At 43.6% G+C, this 6,511-nt stretch carries 4 protein-coding genes; 3 read left to right on the top strand and 1 reads right to left on the bottom strand.

The annotated features are described in order from the left end of the window. Positions 1 to 109: 109 nt before the first annotated feature. Positions 110 to 634 (bottom strand): FxsA family protein, encoded by a 525-nt coding sequence (locus tag L4B77_RS04650; RefSeq protein WP_429748788.1) that lies wholly within the window; start codon positions 632 to 634, stop codon positions 110 to 112. A gap of 284 nt (positions 635 to 918) precedes the next feature. Between L4B77_RS04650 and aspA the strand changes: the two genes are divergently transcribed. The 3 genes from aspA to L4B77_RS04665 all read left to right on the top strand — a co-directional run bounded on the left by aspA (position 919) and on the right by L4B77_RS04665 (position 5,805). Further along, positions 919 to 2,370, top strand: coding sequence for an aspartate ammonia-lyase (gene aspA / locus L4B77_RS04655; protein ID WP_429748790.1), 1,452 nt, complete (start codon positions 919 to 921; stop codon positions 2,368 to 2,370). 179 nt (positions 2,371 to 2,549) lie between these two features. Continuing rightward, a complete protein-coding gene (locus tag L4B77_RS04660) occupies positions 2,550 to 3,857 on the top strand; it encodes an anaerobic C4-dicarboxylate transporter (RefSeq protein WP_261838300.1) in 1,308 nt (435 codons plus the stop codon). A 499-nt stretch (positions 3,858 to 4,356) separates the two neighbouring features. Next, positions 4,357 to 5,805 carry a YfcC family protein gene (locus L4B77_RS04665; protein ID WP_261838301.1) on the top strand — a complete coding sequence of 483 codons (1,449 nt, stop codon included), beginning with the start codon at positions 4,357 to 4,359 and terminating at the stop codon, positions 5,803 to 5,805. The last annotated feature ends 706 nt before the right edge of the window (positions 5,806 to 6,511 follow it).

Here is a 6,511-nt window from a genome sequence, read left to right on the forward strand (position 1 = left end):
TAAATGGTCAGCAAACGCAATCAAAAAAAGCGCTTCCCCTTATCACAATCTGGCGAAGGATAAAGGTAAGCGCCTTTTCTGTTTTTCTCTATATTAAAGAGAGATGCAATTAATTTAAGCGGTTGCGATCATTGTCGTCGTCTTTCTTCTCAAACTCACCCTCAAAGGTGTTGCCATTGTTTGATTGGTCAGATGGGTCGCGATTAAATGGGTCTTGTCCAAATGGACTTTGACCAAATCCACCTTGACCTCCAGTATGGAAGCCGCCAGACATATTTTTAACCACCATTTTTTCCATCATTTTCTTCGCGAGCATCGCTCTTGGTGCTGGTAGTAATACCAACATCCCCATAGCGTCCGTCATAAACCCCGGAGTCAGCAGCAATACACCAGCAACCGCAAGCATCACACCTTCAATAATCTGCTGCGCTGGCATTTCACCTTGCTGTAGTCGACCTTGCACAGACATTAGTGTCTGAATACCTTGGCTACGCACAAGCGACGCACCCACAAAAGCCGTCATCAATACTAACGCAATCGTTGGCCACAATCCTAAGAAGCCACCAACTTGAATAAATAGCCCAATCTCAATGATGGGTACGAAGATAAAGAGTAATAATAAGATAGGAAACACACGCCCTCCTTTGTTGCATCCAGTGTACGCTTAAAGCCCTCATAATCTCAAATTTATCCTGTAAATAGACGTATTTATTGACCCGGAATAAGTTTGTTAAATATTGACGAAACAAAAACCAAAAAGGTGATCAAGTTACTTTTTTTATACGCTAAGTACAGTATTATGTGCCACATAAGTCAGGACGGATTTATCAGCCCAATATTCTAGCGAACGGAGTATTTGCACACAGAATAGGCTAATAACTTACTAAATACTCAGAATAATTCTCTAAGGATCCTGTTATGGCTACTCTATCAGAAGCTCACATTGATGCTCCACAAGCCACTCGTCTCGAAGAAGATCTTTTAGGTCAACGTCATGTTCCCGCTGATGCTTATTACGGCATCCACACTCTACGCGCAGTTGAAAACTTCAATATCTCAAATGTAACGATTTCAGACGTGCCTGAATTCGTTCGCGGCATGGTGATGACTAAGAAAGCGGCGGCTTTAGCAAACAAAGAGTTAGGTGTCATTCCAAGCGAAGTGGCTAAATACATCATCGAAGCTTGTGACCTCATTCTAGACACAGGTAAGTGCATGGATCAGTTCCCATCGGACGTTTTCCAAGGTGGCGCAGGTACTTCTGTAAACATGAACGCGAACGAAGTTGTTGCGAACGTGGCACTTGAACTTATGGGCAAAGAAAAAGGCCAATACGAGTTCATCAATCCAAATGACCATGTAAACCGTAGCCAATCAACAAACTGCGCTTACCCAACGGGTTTCCGCATCTCGGTTTACAACAGTGTTCGTAAACTGATTGACTCTATCGAATATCTAAAAGGAGCATTCGAACTTAAGAGCCAAGAATTCAACACGATTTTGAAGATGGGTCGTACTCAACTTCAAGACGCAGTTCCAATGACGGTAGGCCAAGAGTTCCACGCTTGGGCGGTAACCATCAATGAAGAAATCAAAAACCTAGAATATACGTCAAAACTGCTGCTTGAAGTAAACCTAGGCGCAACAGCTATCGGTACCGGTCTGAACGCAGCTCCGGGTTACCAAGGCCTAGCCGTTAAACACCTCGCAGAAGTAACCGGCCTAGAGTGTGTTGCGGCTGAAGATCTAATCGAAGCAACCTCTGACTGTGGCGCATACGTAATGACGCACGGTGCACTTAAACGTCTAGCGGTTAAACTGTCTAAAATCTGTAACGACTTACGCCTGCTTTCTTCTGGCCCACGTGCAGGCCTGAACGAGCTAAACCTACCGGAACTGCAAGCGGGTTCTTCAATCATGCCTGCTAAAGTAAACCCAGTAGTGCCAGAAGTCGTAAACCAAGTTTGCTTCAAAGTTCTAGGCAACGACAACACGGTTTCTTTCGCTGCAGAAGGCGGTCAACTGCAACTGAACGTAATGGAACCCGTTATTGCACAAAGCATGTTTGAGTCTCTAGACATCTTGACCAACGCTTGTGTGAACTTGCGCGACAAGTGTGTAGACGGCATTACGGTGAACAAAGAAGTATGTGAAGCACACGTATTTAACTCTATCGGAATCGTCACTTACCTCAATCCATACATTGGTCATCACGAAGGTGACATTGTTGGTAAGATCTGTGCAGAAACAGGTAAGAGTGTACGTGATGTGGTTCTAGAACGCGGTTTATTAACCGAAGAAGAGCTTGATGACATTTTCTCTGTTGAAAACTTGATGCACCCTCAATATAAAGCAAAACGCTACGAGTAAGTCTGTCGACAGGGCTCCAAACGGAGCCCTTTTTTAGACAACGACACAATTAACACCATTGTCCTTATGCGCTTCACTTAGCCGCCCTTTTGCTCCATTCAATCTGAACAATCGAACTATTATGTCAATATTCCATCGACGAATCTTCACATAATAAAATCTAAAATGAGGTATTACTTATGATTGCAGTAGAACTGTTTGTCGTCCTGCTCTTTATCTTTTTGGGGGCCAGAATTGGCGGTATCGGTATCGGTTTTGCCGGCGGTGCTGGCGTCATTGCCCTATCTCTTGTTTTGGGAGTGCCAACCAGCCAATCTTTCATTCCGGTTGATGTCATCTTGATCATCATGTCGGTCATTACTGCGATTGCGGCCATGCAAGTGGCTGGAGGTATGGATTGGTTAGTACAAATTGCGGAAAATTTTTTACGAAAACATCCTGAACGTATCACCTTTTATGCGCCAATGGTGACCTTTGTCATGACACTCATGGCAGGCACGGGTCACACCGCATTCTCAACACTTCCTGTCATCGCTGAAGTAGCAAAAGGCCAAGGCATTCGTCCTTCTCGTCCCCTTTCTATCGCAGTTGTTGCCTCTCAAATCGCTATCACAGCCTCACCGATTTCAGCCGCAGTTGTCGCTTTCGCAACGATGCTTGCCCCTTTTGGTGTCGATTACCTAACCCTGTTAATGATTTGCATCCCGACGACTTTCGTCGCTTGTATGGTTGGTGCGATTGTCGCGAACTACATGGGCAGTGAACTCAAAGATGATCCTATTTACCAAGAACGTCTAGAGAAAGGTTTGATCAAGCTTGCAACTGAAGAGAAACGTGAAATTCTACCAACAGCGAAGAAGGCGACCTACATCTTCCTAGCAGCGATCGGTTTTGTTGTCTGCTACGCGGCGGCCATCTCGAATTCTGTTGGCTTGATTGAAAACCCTGCGCTCGGTCGCAACGAAGCGATCATGTCGGTGATGCTGGCAGCGGCAGCGGCAATCGTTCTATTCACTAAAATTGATGCCGCGAAGATTTCTTCGGCACCAACCTTCCGCTCGGGTATGACGGCGTGTGTATGCGTATTAGGTGTGGCTTGGCTAGGATCTACGTTTGTCAACGCGCATGTGGCTGAAATCAAAGATGTTGCTGGTGCTCTGTTGGCTGACTACCCATGGATGCTCGCTCTCGTTCTGTTCTTCGCCTCCATGCTGCTTTACTCTCAAGGTGCAACAACCGTAGCACTGATGCCAGCAGCGCTAGCGATTGGCGTGGCCCCACTAACAGCAGTCGCTTCTTTTGCTGCGGTCAGTGCGCTGTTCGTATTACCAACCTACCCAACGTTGCTTGCTGCAGTAGAAATGGATGATACGGGATCAACACGCATTGGTAAGTACGTATTTAATCACCCATTCTTCATTCCAGGTGTGGCGACAATCAGTACGGCCGTTGCATTGGGCTTTGCATTCGGCGGCTTATTTATCTAATACTCATTACAACTTAAAACTCAAAAAGGAAGCTTCGGCTTCCTTTTTCATTTTGAGCAATGCGTTTATTTGATGCGCATCAAATAAACATTATAAAATTTAAAAACCTAACAAAAGTAATGTTTGAATAAAATTCCAAGATTATTCAAACAGACACTCCAAAAGGCCTAACAAACCAATCTCTCCAAGCATTCAAACATCCCAACTCGAATATTAATCCAAGCTAACTAACCAAAAAACCTTGCCGTTTTTTTTCAATGTTCTCACCCATTTATGGACCGCTATTTTTGTGAACAGACCCAAACTTAAATAACATCATAAAGAATAAAATAGCTGCAGATAAATTAATACATCTTCATTCGGGTTACTAAATATAAAACAGCTTAAATTTAAATCTAACAACGTTAGGTTATTTATAAGTTTAACTATATTTACGATCTATAAATCATTATTCGCTAATTCACATCAATCCTATTTTAGATGATGTAAGGAGATAGCCATGACGACTCAGACGATACCAAGCGAGAAAAAAAAGGGCGGCTTCTTTGCCAACTTTAAATTCCCTTCTGCCTACACCATCTTATTCATTCTTATTGCACTCGTAGCCCTACTTACCTGGATTGTTCCAGCAGGCCAATACGACCGAACCATGAATGAAGAATTAGGCCGAGAAGTCCCGGTTACCGGAACCTATCAAGCGGTAGAAGGCAACCCTCAAGGTGTGATTGACGTACTGCTCGCACCGATTGACGGTTTCTACGACCACAATAGCTATGAAGCCGCAGCTATTGACGTCTCTCTGTTCATCTTGATCATTGGTGGCTTCTTAGGCCTCGTGACCAAAACCGGCGCCATTGATGCCGGTATTGAACGCGTCACCGCCCGACTCGAAGGGCGAGAAGAGTTGATGATACCGATTCTGATGGCACTGTTTGCTGCTGGCGGTACCGTCTACGGCATGGCGGAAGAATCACTGCCCTTCTATACATTGCTAGTGCCTGTAATGATGGCAGCACGTTTTGACCCTCTAGTAGCGGCTGCGACCGTGTTACTTGGTGCAGGGATTGGGGTGCTAGGCTCAACCATTAACCCATTTGCAACCGTTATTGCCGCCAACGCCTCTGGTATTCCATTTACTGACGGTATTGTTTTACGTATTGTCATGCTCATTATTGGTTGGGGCATCTGTGTCGCCTATGTTATGCGTTATGCAAGAATGGTCCAAGCAGACCCTTCAAAATCCATTGTGTATGACAAATACGAAGAGAATAAAGCCCACTTTCTTGGCAACACCGGCGGAGAAAAACTGGAATTCACCACAACGCGTAAGTTGATTCTCACTATCTTCGGTGGCTCTTTCGCCGTGATGATTTACGGTGTATCGGTTGCTGGATGGTGGATGGCTGAGATCTCAGCGATGTTCTTAGCTGCAACCATTATTGTCGGTATTGTGTCTCGAATGAGCGAGGAAGAGTTTACTTCTAGCTTTATTGATGGTGCGCGAGACCTACTGGGTGTTGCACTTATCATTGGTATCGCACGTGGTATTGTGGTCGTAATGGACCGCGGTATGATCACTGACACCATTCTCTTCTCTGCAGAACAAATGGTCACCGGACTTTCTTCCGTTATCTTTATTAACGTGATGTTCTTATTAGAGATTTTACTTTCATTCTTAGTGCCGTCAACGTCTGGTTTAGCCGTGCTCACCATGCCAATCATGGCACCACTGGCCGACTTTGCGGGTGTAGGTCGTGAACTTGTTATCACTGCTTACCAATCGGCATCTGGCTTGGTGAATTTGATTACTCCAACCTCTGCGGTCGTCATGGGTGGCTTGGCGATTGCTCGCGTGCCTTATGTACGATGGGTTAAATGGGTGATGCCATTAATCGGTATTTTAATGGTGTTCTGTATTATTGCTCTCAGTATTGGTGCGCTAATCTAAGCCAGCCCTATCTAATTTACCTTCTTACTCAAAGCCGCTGTCTCAGCGGCTTTTTTATTGCTATCAAATCCAACACCAATCACCGAAACAGTCTCACAAGCGTCACACACTTCATTTAAAGCCTCTCTACTCTCCACCTCAGTTGCATACATTGAAACGGTTCTAACACCTGCAGCAGAGAATAAATCAGCACTTAATCATCAAAATTGATGTCCCCAAAATACCGACTATTCTTTGCCATTATATTTATTCACTTATTATATCTAATTATATTTAGCACAAAAAAACATAGGTAATAGACAGGCACTTTTATAGTTAAACAGCTTAAAACACTCATTTATAAAGTGTGATCACAATAACTTAATTAACATTTAAATTGTTAACGAATAATTAATTCGGATTTGAAAATTAAATATATAAATACTAACACTGCATACTTCCACTCTAATCCAGACCTTATCAATAAGGTCATCTTGCATATAATCCCTAACAAATTACATTCTAGCGAGTTTAGCGAACAATACATGCATAATATTCCCCCTCATTTAACTATTTAGAGCCAGCACACAATAAACCAAAGTGAATAAAGTTTGTTAAAACCCTTATTCTTAAAGGGCYGCGGGATAAAAAACTATTTGTGATAGATCTCTAAGAATACCTGACCAACAGGCGTAATATTAATTCCAGACAAGAGATATGAATAAAT

It is taken from the genome of Vibrio minamisatsumaniensis, from assembly GCF_050337445.1.
Classification (GTDB): domain Bacteria; phylum Pseudomonadota; class Gammaproteobacteria; order Enterobacterales; family Vibrionaceae; genus Vibrio; species Vibrio artabrorum.

Coding starts and splice junctions, on each gene's coding strand:
- L4B77_RS04665 (WP_261838301.1), top strand. CDS start 4,357: ATGACGACTCAGACGATACCAAGCGAGAAAAAAAAGGGCGGCTTCTTT.
- aspA (WP_429748790.1), top strand. CDS start 919: ATGGCTACTCTATCAGAAGCTCACATTGATGCTCCACAAGCCACTCGT.
- L4B77_RS04660 (WP_261838300.1), top strand. CDS start 2,550: ATGATTGCAGTAGAACTGTTTGTCGTCCTGCTCTTTATCTTTTTGGGG.